Origin of the sequence: Nocardia sp. NPDC051929 (assembly GCF_044548645.1) — a bacterium.
Lineage (GTDB): Bacteria > Actinomycetota > Actinomycetes > Mycobacteriales > Mycobacteriaceae > Nocardia > Nocardia sichangensis.
Genome location: NZ_JBIUCG010000008.1, coordinates 263,194 through 275,822 on the forward strand (window position 1 = coordinate 263,194; position 12,629 = coordinate 275,822).

The 12,629-nt window shown below is 58.3% G+C and carries 10 protein-coding genes; 3 read left to right on the forward strand and 7 right to left on the reverse strand.

Going from position 1 to position 12,629, the window contains the following annotated elements:
• Genes dndD through dndB form a run of 3 tightly spaced genes read right to left on the reverse strand, consistent with a single transcriptional unit; the run spans window position 1 to window position 4,660 of the window.
• Window positions 1–1,974: a DNA sulfur modification protein DndD gene (dndD, locus tag ACIHAX_RS12935; RefSeq protein WP_397277422.1), complete on the reverse strand. Its 1,974-nt coding sequence runs from the start codon at window positions 1,972–1,974 to the stop codon at window positions 1–3.
• Window positions 1,971–3,512 carry a DNA phosphorothioation system sulfurtransferase DndC gene (gene dndC / locus ACIHAX_RS12940; protein WP_397277424.1) on the reverse strand — a complete coding sequence of 514 codons (1,542 nt, stop codon included), beginning with the start codon at window positions 3,510–3,512 and terminating at the stop codon, window positions 1,971–1,973. Before dndC ends, dndD begins: the two co-directional genes overlap by 4 nt.
• Window positions 3,509–4,660, reverse strand: coding sequence for a DNA sulfur modification protein DndB (gene dndB, locus ACIHAX_RS12945; protein WP_397277426.1), 1,152 nt, complete (start codon window positions 4,658–4,660; stop codon window positions 3,509–3,511). Before dndB ends, dndC begins: the two co-directional genes overlap by 4 nt.
• Window positions 4,661–4,753: 93 nt before the next feature.
• Between dndB and dndA the strand changes: the two genes are divergently transcribed.
• The 3 genes from dndA (at window position 4,754) to ACIHAX_RS12960 (ending at window position 9,516) form a co-directional block, all read left to right on the forward strand.
• Window positions 4,754–5,959, forward strand: a complete 1,206-nt coding sequence (dndA, locus tag ACIHAX_RS12950; RefSeq protein ID WP_397277428.1) for a cysteine desulfurase DndA — start codon at window positions 4,754–4,756, stop codon at window positions 5,957–5,959.
• A gap of 844 nt (window positions 5,960–6,803) precedes the next feature.
• The gene (locus ACIHAX_RS12955) at window positions 6,804–8,516 is read left to right on the forward strand and encodes a hypothetical protein (RefSeq protein ID WP_397277430.1); all 1,713 of its coding nucleotides are present in this window, start codon (window positions 6,804–6,806) and stop codon (window positions 8,514–8,516) included.
• 406 nt (window positions 8,517–8,922) lie between these two features.
• Window positions 8,923–9,516 carry an HNH endonuclease gene (locus tag ACIHAX_RS12960; RefSeq protein ID WP_397277432.1) on the forward strand — a complete coding sequence of 198 codons (594 nt, stop codon included), beginning with the start codon at window positions 8,923–8,925 and terminating at the stop codon, window positions 9,514–9,516.
• A gap of 552 nt (window positions 9,517–10,068) precedes the next feature.
• On the opposite strand, the gene ACIHAX_RS12965 is transcribed toward ACIHAX_RS12960, so the two are convergent.
• Genes ACIHAX_RS12965 through ACIHAX_RS12980 form a run of 4 tightly spaced genes read right to left on the reverse strand, consistent with a single transcriptional unit; the run spans window position 10,069 to window position 12,484 of the window.
• Window positions 10,069–10,455 (reverse strand): hypothetical protein, encoded by a 387-nt coding sequence (locus ACIHAX_RS12965; protein WP_397277434.1) that lies wholly within the window; start codon window positions 10,453–10,455, stop codon window positions 10,069–10,071.
• The gene (locus tag ACIHAX_RS12970) at window positions 10,455–11,843 is read right to left on the reverse strand and encodes a hypothetical protein (protein WP_397277436.1); all 1,389 of its coding nucleotides are present in this window, start codon (window positions 11,841–11,843) and stop codon (window positions 10,455–10,457) included. The genes ACIHAX_RS12965 and ACIHAX_RS12970 overlap by 1 nt, the downstream gene beginning before the upstream one ends.
• Window positions 11,844–11,849: 6 nt before the next feature.
• The gene (locus tag ACIHAX_RS12975; protein ID WP_397277438.1) at window positions 11,850–12,149 is read right to left on the reverse strand and encodes a WXG100 family type VII secretion target; all 300 of its coding nucleotides are present in this window, start codon (window positions 12,147–12,149) and stop codon (window positions 11,850–11,852) included.
• The gene (locus ACIHAX_RS12980) at window positions 12,146–12,484 is read right to left on the reverse strand and encodes a WXG100 family type VII secretion target (RefSeq protein ID WP_397277440.1); all 339 of its coding nucleotides are present in this window, start codon (window positions 12,482–12,484) and stop codon (window positions 12,146–12,148) included. The genes ACIHAX_RS12975 and ACIHAX_RS12980 overlap by 4 nt, the downstream gene beginning before the upstream one ends.
• Between the last annotated feature and the right edge of the window lie 145 nt (window positions 12,485–12,629).

A 12,629-nucleotide genomic window follows, 5' to 3' on the forward strand; every position in this document is an offset into this window, starting at 1 on the left:
TCACTCCCGGAAATAGCCGTCTTCAACAGCGGTAGCGTTCCTGGAAGGGTCAAACTCCAGGCGGTAAGCGCGACCGATGTATGGCGCAATGCGTTCGAAGGCATCTCGATCGATCTCGGTGTCGGTGGAGAGCAGGATGACCTGGTGACTGGCTTGCGGAAAATATCGTTCCAGCAGATGCCCGCGGTGAGAGCGATCGAGACGCCCAAGTGGGGTGTCGATTACTACTGGTAGAGGTTGACCTGATGCCCGAGCTAGCCCCCACAGCAACGCGATGGCGAGAAGCTGCCGCTCACCGGCCGACAGAGCAGTAGCTGGCAGAGGACGGCCGTCGACACCAGTTAGAGATACGGCATAGCTTTCAGGGTCGATCTGGACGTCGGTGACCAGGTGCTCTTTGCGGAAAAGCTTGCCAAGTGCTTCCAAGATCAGTTGCGAGATCCGGTTCACATGGCGGTGAGTTGCATTGACACGCAGACCTTCCAAAGTGGCACGAACCCTGTCGATGTGCTCGATGAGACGTCGGTCGTCGTCAGCGGCTAGGTTGGCATGCGCTGCTCTATCGAGGGCAGCCTCGTAGGCGGCCTGGGCCTTCGCCCGGTCGGCACGTGCCGTCCGCAACAGTTCGGTAGCAACAGCCAGCGCGGCACTCGATCGCAGGCTGGCGGCGCGGGCGTCCTCGCGCTGCTGCCGCAAATGCTCCAGCGCCTCTGGATCCGGCATGGCAGCTAAGACTCGCTCAGCTTGGTCTAACTCCGCCCGTAGACTCGCCCGCTGATCTACGAGTGCCTGAAGGCGGTTCTTGGCGTTGGGAAGCGTTGTTGCCAGCAAAGCGTCCATATTCGCCGTGTTGGCAAGCCCAGCGATTTCCTCGGTTGTTATTACTGTCTGCCGACGAGCCCGGTCTTGAGTAAGCAGTTCATTGACTACTTTGATGGTGGTTGCATCGACTTCAGCGGTTCGGAGCTGCTGGAGCAATTCACCGTCGCGAACCATAAAAGCCTCGACCAGCAGCGCTTCACGCTTGGCTACGGCTTCGAGGCGCGTCTGTTGTGAGAGCTGCGTGAGTAGGGCGCCGAGTTGCAGAAGTGGTGCACTACCGCCGAGCTCATGGCGAAGTTCCTCTTCGCAGCGGCCTAGAGTTGCCCGTACCGTGGCCGCCGTCGCTTCGGCAGCCTCGCGTTGCTCAAGTAGATCACCACCCGCAGCGCGGTATCGCTCAGTGGCTTCAAAAAGCACCTTTTGGCAAAGCTCGTCCTCGTTACGCCTTGAGGCTTCAGCCTCAATCGCCGCCTCCTCGGCCTGGCGGTAGGCAGTGACGAGCTGTCGTTGTTCCTCGACTGTGTGGCGCAGCGTGTCGGGTACCTGGAGTCCCTTCTGGCGGCGACGGAGGACCGCGAGGTCAGTTCCCAACTGCTCGACTAGATCAAGGCCAAGCAGCGCTGCCAACGCCGAGCCGAGCACCTGGCGCGAACGGTCCATGTCGGCTAGGGCTTCGATCTGCTCACCGTCGAAGAAGAAGAGTCCTGCAATGCCACGTGGAAGGAAGGTTTCGACGTGCTCACTCCACGTCGATGTTAGAGCCTCACTATGCCAATCGTCCTCTGAGACGTGCAGGCTTTCACGGATGGACGCGCCGGTGCTACGCCAGCTGCGATGCACCGAATAAGTGTGCTCGACCCCCTCTCGGTGCGACTTGAACGTCAGCTCGATGGCGGCACCTTCATTATGTGGAACGCCCCGATGAATGAGGCCGCGCAGGTAGGCCTCATAGCTTCCCTGCCTGCGGCTTGACGTGTGTGTCAGGGAGCCATAGAAAGCCAGCTGGATTGATTCAAGGATGGTCGACTTTCCTGCGCCGTTCAACCCACCCACAAGCACGATCGGTTTACTTGGCGAGGGAGGCGCCAAATTTATTGCGTGGCGGCCGGCGAAAGTTCCGACGTTGTGGAGGACGAGTTCTTTGAGGATCACTGAGCAGGTTCCGATTCCGTGGTGATCTGCACATAGCCGTCGGCGACGTCAAGTGGATCTGGCGGTGCGGTGTCTGGTTCCGGACGTTTCCGCTCCATGGCTGCCTTACGGGTCTGTGCCCGGGCGGTGGCGTCTTCCTCATCGTCGTAGAAGCCGCGCCGCAGCGCCTTCTCAAGCTGCTCGAACAGTCCGGCACGGCGAACCTGGGCTCGGTGACGCTGCTCGATATCGAGCAAATCGCGCACCAGCTCAAAATGCAACCGGTCTGCACCAGCAACCTCTTTGAGAGAGTCGATCATGTCCGATCCAAGTGGTAGATGCTCGTCGAGTGGCCGACCGGGGTACGACTGTCCGGTGGCCGCCTCATAGATAGCAGGCAGTTCGTCCTCGAACTCATGCTTGTCCACGACCCATATACGCCGAATCTCCTCCAGCTCAGCGATCGTGACAAGTTCTAGTGATCGCACATAGTCTGGGCCGTTCTGACGGACCCATGCTTGAGCATCAAGCAGCCGTTTCAGCCAGTCCTTGCGAGCTGTTTGAGTGTAAGGGCCTGGAATTGGCTTGTCGTGGAAGAGCTGAACAGAGCCGTTCATTCGCCGGAAGTCGCGTAAGTGCCGGTCGTCTGCCACATCCAGTGCATTGCGCAGCTCCAGCAGAGGCAGCATCCATTCCTTCTGCTCGTCATTTTGGATCATGGCCGCCATAGACTTGTCCTTCTCGACCAAAGTGCAAGTCCAACAACCGAAACGACTGTCCCCGCAGCTCGGCGTGCTGGCATCCACGACGAGTGGGCACTCACCATCGGCCGACGCGCCCTGATACATGGTTAATAGCTCTTTGTTGGAATAACCCCACGGGTTTGACGTCTGCATCAGAAAGGTCCAGACATCGTCGTTCGACCAGTTCTCCACAGGCGAGTAAACAAGGCAGTTCGGCAATGTCGCGTTAGGACTCAACAGGTCGCGGACACGACGAGTCTCTAGATCTGTCATTCGGCGTGATCGCCCCGAACTTTCGGCTTTGCGGGTGCCCAGTACAAGAATGGCTTCGCCGTGGGAGCGTACCACCTCGCGGATAAATGAGTTCGACGGCTTTATCTTCAATCGCTCTGTGCACCACCGGAACTTGGGCCGTGGTGCTGGGTAGCCGCGACCGATGAGATTGACCCAGAAGGTGTCGGTCACTGCGGGTGTTAGGCGATGAGGCGTGATTGGCAATCCTTGACGGTTGGCCGCTTCCTCTAGGACCTCAAGCGAATGCGTCACCCAAGCGGCCACGACAGGGTTCTCGACCAGCGTGTCGGTGCTGATGACGTGGACCGGCTTTGTTCGCTGATCGGGCTCAAGCCCTGTGAGCGCCAACCATACTAGCTGGAGGACCGCCGTCGAGTCCTTGCCGCCTGAATAGCCGACAACCCAGGGCACACTGTCCGCCAAGTACAGCTGCTGCGTCTGAGTAACGAGCGCAGCGATTGTTGCGGCGAAGCCCGTATCATCGAATGCTGAGCGTGGGCGGATCGGCAGGCTCGCTGTCATTTGTCTCCTCGCTTGAAGGCATCCTCGGCACGCTGCTCCTCTGGAGTCAGGGGGAGGCTCAAAACACTTCGGATCAGGGCAGTTGTCAGAAGGACATTGGCAGCTCCTTTGGTCACCTTGCCGCCAACGATGGCCCGTCCTTCCCAAGCGGCTGAGTTGGAACGGTGCCAGTCGATGTGTCGGAGCTTCTGCAGCTGCAACTTCCAGGCAGAAGGGTCGGTTGACTTACGTAAGAGCGTGTTGCCAACTTTACCGAGTGCATGTAACACAATTCCGTGGCTGTGGATGAAGTCTCGTCGGATCTCTCCCGCGCTCACCTCGCCCCGATATACCTGCTGCCATGAGGAAAATTGATCGGCAACGGTGTGCCAGTACGTGGTAGCGAGATCCACCCGGCGTTCCATGGACCCCGGCTCGATCTCGTCAAGCAATGCCCGGTTGGCTGTGTACAGCGCCGACAGAGTGAACAACTTGCGCGAACGAGCGGCGAGATTGCTCGTTTCCATCTCGGTTAAATCTCTGAACAACGATGACTGCATCACCACCAGCTTCGAAATCGCCGACATCGGGTCGCGGTGGTCATAGAGAACCCCGATCGATTTCGCGGGACGGATAGCGTAGCGGTTCAGATCGGCGAACATCTGCTGACAGCGGCTGAGACCAACATCAATGAACATAACGATCGCAATGCTCTCGTCGCCCAGTTCAGGATTCTCAGTAAGAGCTTGCTGGATCGCAGCCCGGCGGTGCTGCCCATCGTTGATAACGAACTTCGCAGACATTGGAATGGTCAGTGTACCGACACGTTCCGATGAGCTACTGGTGGTGACGAAGGACGTAAACCGTACCTCGGCGTTGACTGAAGCTGTCAGGGCGGAAAATATGTAGCTATCCGGATTTCCGACGATATAGCGAGCCATCTCCGGCACCCGCGCCTTGTTCAAAGTTCGCTGCGCGCGCATCTCAGGCGGCAGCTCCTCCTCGTCGAACAGGAAGAGGCGCGGAATGAGCCGGAGCGGGCACATCGTCACGTAGTACTCGCGCCCGGCTTGGACGCCGCGTATCGCGGGAAAGACATACTCGAACTCATGGGACCGCGGCGGGGCGCTTGTGCCACTCCGAGGTTCGTAGATCGTTGACTGCGCCACGCCAAGATTTCTACCACAGTTCGGATGTGTCGGTCCGAACAACACGACGCCTCGATCCGAACGATGGTCCGTATGGGCGGGTACGCTTCCGGCATGACAGTAGTGACCTCTACCGCCGGTTACCCTGGCGGGGCGCCCGACGGTCGGCGGCGACCGGTCTACCTCGACTACAACGCGACTGCTCCGGTTGATCCCCGAGTCGCCGATGAAGTGCTGACCTACATGGCCCACGAGTTCGGCAACGCCGGGAGCCGGACACATAGCTATGGACAAGTCGCCAAAGAGCGGGTCCTCCGTGCTCGTGGGGAAGTAGCGACGGTGGTTGGCGCGCAACCCGACGATGTGATCTTTACCAGCGGGGCTACTGAGAGCAACAATTTAGCGATCCTCGGTCTGGAGGCCCATGGGGTAGATGCTGGCAAGCGGCACATCATCTCGACGCAGATCGAGCACAAGGCTGTGCTGGAACCACTTGAGGCACTGGCCCAGCGAGGTTTCGAGGTCACCTTCCTTGCACCTACTGCTGGCGGCTGGGTCGAGCCTGAGGCTGTGGCTGAAGCGCTGCGTCCCGACACGCTTCTGGTGTCCGTCATGGCGGTCAACAACGAGACCGGCGTCATTCAACCTATCGAGGGCATTGCGGACACGCTCGCTCAGCACGACGCATACTTTCACGTTGACGCCGCGCAGGCTTTCGGCAAACTAATCGAACCGCTCCGTCTGCCGCGTATTGATTTGTTGTCGGTATCTGGTCACAAAATCGCGGGACCCAAAGGGGTGGGCGCGCTGATCGCGCGCCGCCGTCGCTACAAGAGGCCGCCCCTTCAGCCGCTGATGCATGGAGGTGGTCAGGAGCGCGGCCTTCGTCCTGGTACGTTGCCGGTTGCCTTGATCGCTGGCCTCGGCCTCGCTTCGGCGCTGGCTCTAGATGAGGCCGATGAGAGGAAGAAGGTCTGCGAAGCTATTAAGAACGAGTTACTGGATGCGCTTATGCCTCTGGGCATCACCATGAACGGTGATCCAGATCGAACAGTACCCAGCGTCCTGAACTTCTCCGTCCCGGGCGTCGACTCGGAGGCCGCGGTCGTTGCGCTGAAGGATTTGGTTGCAGTATCCAACGGATCAGCTTGTACTTCACAGAATTACGGACCGAGCCACGTCCTCCATGCAGCAGGAATCTCGGAGAGCCAAGTCGCCGGAGCGATACGACTGTCATGGGATGCATCGACGGGCATTGGCACCGTGCCGGCTAGCGAGATCGCAGCCAGGCTGTGCGCCTTGATGCCGCTCGAAATGTAGACGAGCGGCGTGGTTTGACGGATGATGTCGCGTAAGCATGCCATCACCGCGCTTCGAAGCTTGTGGACTTCGCGAGTCACGCGATGGTGTCGTCATGGGCGGCTGTCCGGGATCACCGTGCGACGGTGCATTGGCGATACCGCATAGATTGGGTCCGTCTGCGGCGGCTGCATCGCGCGGCGCATGACGCAGGCTGATTTGGGGTCGCCTGCGGCGTCCATACGACCCCCAAGGTTGATCGGACCAGGCCAGGCGACCGCGGCATGTGCTGGCTCGAAGGCCCACGTACTGGTCCGGCCGCGTCGGAAACCGTGGGAGCAGCGGCCCCACCAGCGAGGCCAAGGCATGGAAACCGCTCATGCAAGCAGTTCCGGCGATCGGATCGCGACGTGGTCGCGTCGATGCAAATCCGACAAGCGGCGGCACGCCGAAAAGGCCGGGTATCAATAGTCGTCGAGCTGGGGCAATAGGTGCGCGACCGCGGTGTTGCCGTCCATATCGGCCGCGAAGATGTCGAATCGTCCGAGCACCTCAGCGCGACCGTTTGACCATCGAGCACCCACAGTCGTGTGGCTGACCGGCTATCACCGGCTCAACCAAGGCGAAGGAGTGGGTTGCTTTGCGGTCGTAGCGGGATGCGCCCGCGCTACCACCCTCACCAGCGGTAAGGAACTAGTGAGCTCGACGCCGTGTGACACGGTCTCAGCCGTCGCATGTCTAACAGTCGGCGAGACTTGCTGGCACGCAGTGCCATTCAGTCACTTGGCCAGAAGTACGATGATCGCAAGTGATATGTTCACGCGAAGCGGACGATCGCGATGGTCGTCCCCGGTGAAGGAGTGGCATGGGGACCCACAGTTTTCAGTATCCGGCTTACATAACGCGTCAGACACCTGAAGGGGCACCACTAGTATTCTTCTCGTCGCCAGCAACGCAGATTGAGCGATGGTCTGGTATACCCCAACGACGACGGCTGGATGAGCGAGAGTCGATCGGGTTTCAAAGAGGAGAAGACCGCAGCAGAATACGTGAACTGACAGCATTCTACAAGGATCATAGGAACATTGTTCAGAATCCACTGCTGGCTGCTGTGCAAGACGAGGCATCAGTGAGATTTGAATCATCGCCGGAGTCTCCCGAGTTCGGTATAGTATATATCGACGCGGAGGATTATTCCGAGTTCAGTCTGGCTGACTTGATGCGTGAAGTTGCGCACAGGTTCGAGAGTAGAGTGCCAGAGTTGAAATCTGTCCTTCCTGATATTGAGCGGATAGCCGAGCTCAATAGTAGAGTAGCGGAACTCGATGGATTAGTTAGTGAAGATAGTGAGTCGAACGACAATGGCGATGCCGCCGAATTGTTGGACGATGAGGAGTCTGCGCCGGATGACGAGCCGGGGGAAGTCGCGGGTGTGGTTCTGTCCGAGGAAACGCAACTTGTGGATTTCTACAAGGAATTACAAGCACGCATAGATGTACTCGATCGTCTTGGGCCCGCCTATGATACAGAAGACTTCCTTGGATTCACCCGAGAAGTGATGATCAGCTACCTGAATCCGATAGTCCTGGTTGATGGCCAACACCGTCTCAGGGGTGCTGTGCAAGCCGCATTAGATTCGCTCGACCGCCCCGAGGGGCGACAGCGGATTATGGATCTCACTGACGCTCTAGGCGATGCGGATATGGCCACAGATCGCCTTCTGGAGGAATCGAGTCGGAAGTTGCCGGTCTCCCTACTTATGAATTCGAGTCCTAGCGAACACGTATTTCAGTTCGTCGTTGTCAATCAAAAGGCTACACCACTCAACAAGGCTCTCCTCGGTACTATTGTCGCAACCAGCTTGAGTCGCGACGAGTTGGAGCCGGTCGCCGACCGTCTTCGTCATGCCGGAATAAAGCTGGATGACTCCCGGGCGGTCGCGTATCTTACTAGGTCTGAGAAGAGCCCATTCTGTGGACTAGTTCAGCGGGGGATATCTGGCGATAAGTCCGTGCACCTCCAGTGGCCAGTGTTCAAAGGTCTCGTGACTATATTTCGTGAACTTAGAGGTGGACGTCTCTACGGTGAGAAGACTGACTGGGCTCGAGTTTGGCGAGAGCATCATCTTCTGTCGAGCGATCTTGTTGCGGGGGCGGATGAAGGCAGAGAATATGAGCTGTGGAGTCGCCCTGATGGCCCTTGGAGAGATGTCTTTATCAGCTTTTATTGGAATGTGCGTAACTATTTCGGAAATGCGACCGATATGGGCGAGTATAACGCTTGGGGAAGTACTGATAGTAGTAATCTCTTCAATAAGGTCAGTTTGACGATACTTGCTGCTGACTACTTCTCATATCTACGCTCGCAGCGTACAACGATAAATTCCACACAAGACGTTGACACAACTTTCAATGCTTGGCTTGAAGGTGTGAGTAGTAACTATTTCAACAAAAATTGGCATCTCGATGGCGTGAAGAAAGATGCCATCGCGACCAGAAAGCAATGGGCCAAGGTCTGGCGAGAATATAGGATGAATCCCGAATCGCTTCCCAAGTGGACCGAGTACAGGCCGAAGTAACATGGATGTCGACAAGTTCAGCTCTTTTCTGCGTGTCGCAGCGAGCACATGGGGCTCTGCATGGTCTGAAAGCGCATTACGTAGACTTGCTTCACATGCGCCATCGGATCACGTGCTAGGGGAAAATGGATGGTTGTTGGCCGCCGATTTCTCCGGCACGCTCGCAAGGTGGTACGTGGATGGATTAGTAGACCTGAGTCGATATTCGGAAGACTCAAACATGCGGTTCGCGCACCTCTACCGTGAAATTTCTCGAAGACTTCGCGAGGATGCGCCGCGAGCTCCTGAGGACGAATTGCGATCGGTCTCTCGAGAATTGACGAATCTTGCTTGGGGTGAGGTTAAGGGGCGAAGGGGGGTTCCGCGACCCACATTTGGGCTCCAATGGCATGAATATATATGGGCGATGAATGAGCCAGAGCCTCGTTGCTACCTTTGTGGATACTGCTTTAAAGATTCGGCCCGCGATCGATTCCTTGGTCGCCCAATCGATCGACCGGAACCGTTGGCACTGGTGGATTTCGTGAGGCCGCGTGGCCGTACATCCCGCGATCTGTGCATTGAGATCGATCATGTGACACCGCTGGCCGCAGGCGGCAACAATGAGGTGGAAAACTTGAGACTCGCATGCGGTTGGTGTAACCGAGTCAAAAGTAGTCACACTAACTTATTCGATACGACCTCATGGGCCCTTGGAAAAATCAACCATCCGACTCTTGGGGTAGTCGCTATTCCTCAGCCCTTGTGGGTGTTGAGATTTGTAGCAACGCGTGGGAGATGCGAGAGTCCCACCGGATGCTCAGCCCGACTTGCAAATTCAGAAATATTTGTGGCACCCCGTCGTCGCGGTGGTGCACTTACCCCTACAAATCTTGCCGCTTTTTGCCAAAGGCATGACCCATGGGCTACGGAGCGGTATATTGGTGTAGACCTCACCATTGGCCGGCAACAAAGGCGTACTTCTTTGGCTCGGCCACGTCGATTGCCAGTTCCAATGTAATTCATCCAGCAACAGCTATTCTTACGTTGTATCAGCAGATTTCCTTTGTGACGTATTAGCGAGCGCCTCTGGATACAGGGTTGCCGGACGTATTTTTGGGGTTCTCCAAGATATTGTGAACTTGCCGCGAGTTCCAACGTCGAGGATGGCGCCAGTCCAGATCCCGATGGGGTGCCGTGTACACGCCACGGTCGGTGCAGTTGCTGATGCGCTAGCACGTGAGGCAGGGGCCAGCACCAGTTGGTATACAACGGTGCGCTAAGGTTCCCCCCTTCCTTGAAGGGCTCTGATGTTCCGCTGGTTTCGTGCGTCCGAATACTCGATTCAGGACACGAGTCGGATGCTCGGTTGCCCACCTATCTGAGCGGGGGGCGTGTTGTGGCGCTGGCGGTTGTGGAAAATTGCGAGGTCTGGCAGGCTAGGCTGAGCCGGGATGCATGGTTGCGGGTTACCGCCAGGGTCGCCAATTACCAGGTGAGAGGTCAGTCCGTTTCAGCATGACACGTACGCCATTAGGCTGCTCACCGTCTTTAGTGGCGTGAATTTGACGCGTCAGCCGCCGGAATATCGGTCCAATACCGCGATGATTCTCTCGAGATCACGTACCGACCGGTGGCAGAAATCTGGGTCTGTCCGCACCAGTAGGTCGACAGCTTGTGCTTCGGTGGCCAGTCCGTGGCGTTCTTTCTCTGCCATCACTCGTGAAGGTACGAGTACCCAGTTTCGTCGGGTGGTGTCGAACAGCCAGTCGATCTCTCGATTCGCGGCGGAGGCGGCCTCGTGCAAGAGTTCAGCGAGGCGAGCCGGCTGAGGTTCGGGAAAGCGCCAGACAACAAGTGGTGGAGTGGGAGTACCGTCGTCGCCGGTGCCGCCCGCATGGCGGTACCACTCCAGGTCTCCGTACCGCTTCAATCGAGTGATGAAGTCGCCAGAATTCATTACCCTACCTTCTTGACTGTGGCGCCGGGGTTATCTCCCATAATAGTCTTCCGCCATTGCTCGATAGGGATGGGGTTTGGACTGTGTCTGGGATCGTACACATATTTTCCGTCGGTATAGACCTCGTGGTATAGGAATTGTTCACGTTGTCCATATTCTTCGACGGTTACCTCTTGCCCGGGAGCGGGATCCACTCTGAGTATCTCTCCTGCTCCAGCGGCAACCTTCTTCAAGTGTTCTGCGATCTCGGAACAGTCTTCGCCTGGATGGATGCCCTCTCGCAGCATTCTTGCCATCTCGTCGGTGACCGCGCTCGAAGGAGCGCCGGAGGTGTCACCTTCGCTGACGGGGTTTCCGTCGTCATCGATGTACACCTTCATGGCGATGATGGCGCCGAGTTTGACGGCGATATCGGTGAGGCTGGGGACTTTGTCGAACGCTGTGACGACGAAGGCAGCAGTGCCTGTTGCCGCGGCTGCGGCGCCAATGATCCTGATGAGTTTGCTGATGTCGTAGGTGCTTTTGAGCACTCGGGCGGTGTTGCCGGCGATCGCCAGAACGCCGACGCCCGCGGCGACGTTGCTGAGAGCGGCGGTGATCCAGGAGGCCGCGACCCCGATGACGACTGTGGCTCCGGCCGCTACCAGGGCGTTGGTGACCGCTTCTTTGAATTTGTCGCGGACATCGGCGGTGGCTTCGCTGTATTCGCCGACGGGCGCGGCGAGGTTGACGGATGCGGCGGCGAGTTGTGTGGCACCGCTGTTCAGTGTGGTGAGGTGTCCGAGGAGGGCTTCGAGGCCCTTCTTGTCCTGGATGTTGTCGAAGAGGCTGCTGATTGCGGTGATTCGGGCGGGGGCGCCGGTGATGGTGGGGTGTTCGGCGAAGGTCTTCCAGGTGGATGCGGCTTTGGCGAGCTTGTCCTTGTTGCCGTTGGGTAGCTTGCTGCCGAACTCGTCCTGGATCTTGCGGACCAGGGCGTCGTAGAAGCCTGGGATGCTGCCGTTGCCCTCGGTGACGCCGTCGCCGTTGCTTCCCACTGATGTCGGGATCGACACCTTGTATTCCGACATCGCCGTGGCGGTGGGGCGGTCGGGCATCGGGTTGGACTTGTTGGCCAGTGCCCAGTTGTATCCGGCGGCGTAGAGCATGTTGCCGAAGTTTGTGAGTGCGTCGGCCAGGTTCGTGCAGGTCTGCATCGTTTCCTGGGCGGCGCGATCGTAGGCTTTACCCCATTGCTCACAGCCCGGTGCGTCACCGGCCATGCCAGCGCACTCACCTTTGACGGCATCGTGGACCGGCTTGTCGGCGGTACGGAGGTCGGTCGCGAGACTGTGGCACTTCTTGGCGGCGTCGTAGTAGGTCTGCCAATCGATGACCAGTACGCCCATGGTGGGTTACCCCCCGTTGAACATCTTGTAATTGGTATCGACGGCACGGGTATAGCGCGTGTGTGCAGCCTTCGCTGCGTCGCTCATATCCCTGACGCCTTCAACGAATTCGCGTGCGCCGGTGACCCATTGAGTGTGGGCCTCGGCATACGCCCGAGCGGCGACGCTCTCCCAGCCAGTGCCGGTCAACGTGGCGACCCGGCCATCGATTTCATCGAGATGTTCGCCGATGAAGCCGGCGAGCCCTGACAGGCGAGCGACGACCTCCTCGAGGTGGTCGAGATCGACCGAAAATCGTGAGTTCATGGCAGATCCAAGCTCGATGTGTTCAAGGACGCGGCGTTGCTCTCATCACGTGCCCGATAGGTATCGGCGGTGACTCCGAGCTTTTCCGCCATACCTGTCAGGGCGTTCATGATCTGGGAGCCACCATCACGGACATCGGTCCAGCCCGCAGAGAACTCGTTGGCCGCATCCCCCGTCCAGCTGCCGTCGGTAAGCGAGGCGACGTCCTTCGCGGCGGAATCCAGCGCAGCGCGCAGCGCATCTGCCAACTCGTAGACGTACTTGCCGAGTTCCCACACCTCGTCGGGTACCACAGAGAGATTCGGGCCAGAGGCTGGCGTCCCCCCATCACTCATGACGCGAATCCTAGCCGGTTCCTGTCGGGGCGCGGGCATGGACAGCTCACAAGTGCTGTCGCGTCCGAGGTGAATCGACGCCGAGACGCGGATTCCCCGTCCGGATCAAACCTATTGTCTCGCAGTGGTTCAGACTGTCACGACA

Excerpts from the sequence above, each read along its gene's own strand:
- ACIHAX_RS12960 (WP_397277432.1), top strand. The coding sequence starts at position 8,923 with ATGAATGAGCCAGAGCCTCGTTGCTACCTTTGTGGATACTGCTTTAAA.
- ACIHAX_RS12970 (WP_397277436.1), bottom strand. The coding sequence starts at position 11,843 with ATGGGCGTACTGGTCATCGATTGGCAGACCTACTACGACGCCGCCAAG.
- dndC (WP_397277424.1), bottom strand. The coding sequence starts at position 3,512 with ATGACAGCGAGCCTGCCGATCCGCCCACGCTCAGCATTCGATGATACG.
- ACIHAX_RS12955 (WP_397277430.1), top strand. The coding sequence starts at position 6,804 with ATGGGGACCCACAGTTTTCAGTATCCGGCTTACATAACGCGTCAGACA.
- ACIHAX_RS12965 (WP_397277434.1), bottom strand. The coding sequence starts at position 10,455 with ATGAATTCTGGCGACTTCATCACTCGATTGAAGCGGTACGGAGACCTG.
- ACIHAX_RS12975 (WP_397277438.1), bottom strand. The coding sequence starts at position 12,149 with ATGAACTCACGATTTTCGGTCGATCTCGACCACCTCGAGGAGGTCGTC.
- dndA (WP_397277428.1), top strand. The coding sequence starts at position 4,754 with ATGACAGTAGTGACCTCTACCGCCGGTTACCCTGGCGGGGCGCCCGAC.
- ACIHAX_RS12980 (WP_397277440.1), bottom strand. The coding sequence starts at position 12,484 with ATGAGTGATGGGGGGACGCCAGCCTCTGGCCCGAATCTCTCTGTGGTA.